The following is a 582-nucleotide window of genomic DNA, read 5'->3' as shown; positions in this document are numbered from 1 at the left end:
TCATGATGCCCTCCAATTCCAGGGTAGTAACGCCTCAACATCTTCAACTGATTCAGCCTGCGGTAATCGCTCCAGTACGTGGCGCAGCCACGTATAGGGCTCCTGGCCGTTGGCTTTAGCCGTTTCGACCAGACTGTAGATCTGCGCACTGGCGGTGGCGCCCTTGGGCGTATCGCTGAATAACCATGCCTTGCGCCCTATGACAAACGGCTTTATCGCTCTTTCGGCGGCATTGTTGTCGATCGGTAAAAAACCGGCCTCCACGTAACGTTCCAGCCGGCTCCAGTTGCTACCCAGATAACTGAGCGCCTTGCCGAGAGCACTTTGCGATGCGACTTGCGGCTGAGTTTTCTCCAGCCAGCTTTTCAACTGCGCGAGCACCGGCAAGCTCTTTTCCTGGCGACCGGCAAAGCGCTGCTCATCCGTCATTTCTTTCAAATCACGTTCGATACCGTACAACTTGTTGATCATCGTCAGCGCAACATCGGCCCGACCGGTTTTACCCTTGGGCTGCACTTTCTGCGCATCGACAAACTTGCGCCGTACATGGGCCATACAAGCCAAACGCTCGACACTCGGCTG

Annotated in this window: 1 protein-coding gene; it reads right to left on the bottom strand. The window is 55.7% G+C overall.

Annotated elements, in window-relative coordinates:
* Window positions 1–582: IS66 family transposase (tnpC, locus tag AC07W0_RS30950; RefSeq protein ID WP_495029355.1), on the bottom strand; the 582-nt coding region annotated here is incomplete at its 5' end.

The sequence above is a fragment of the Pseudomonas sp. GW704-F2 genome, assembly GCF_059423025.1.
This window is presented reverse-complemented; position numbering and strand designations above follow the sequence as displayed.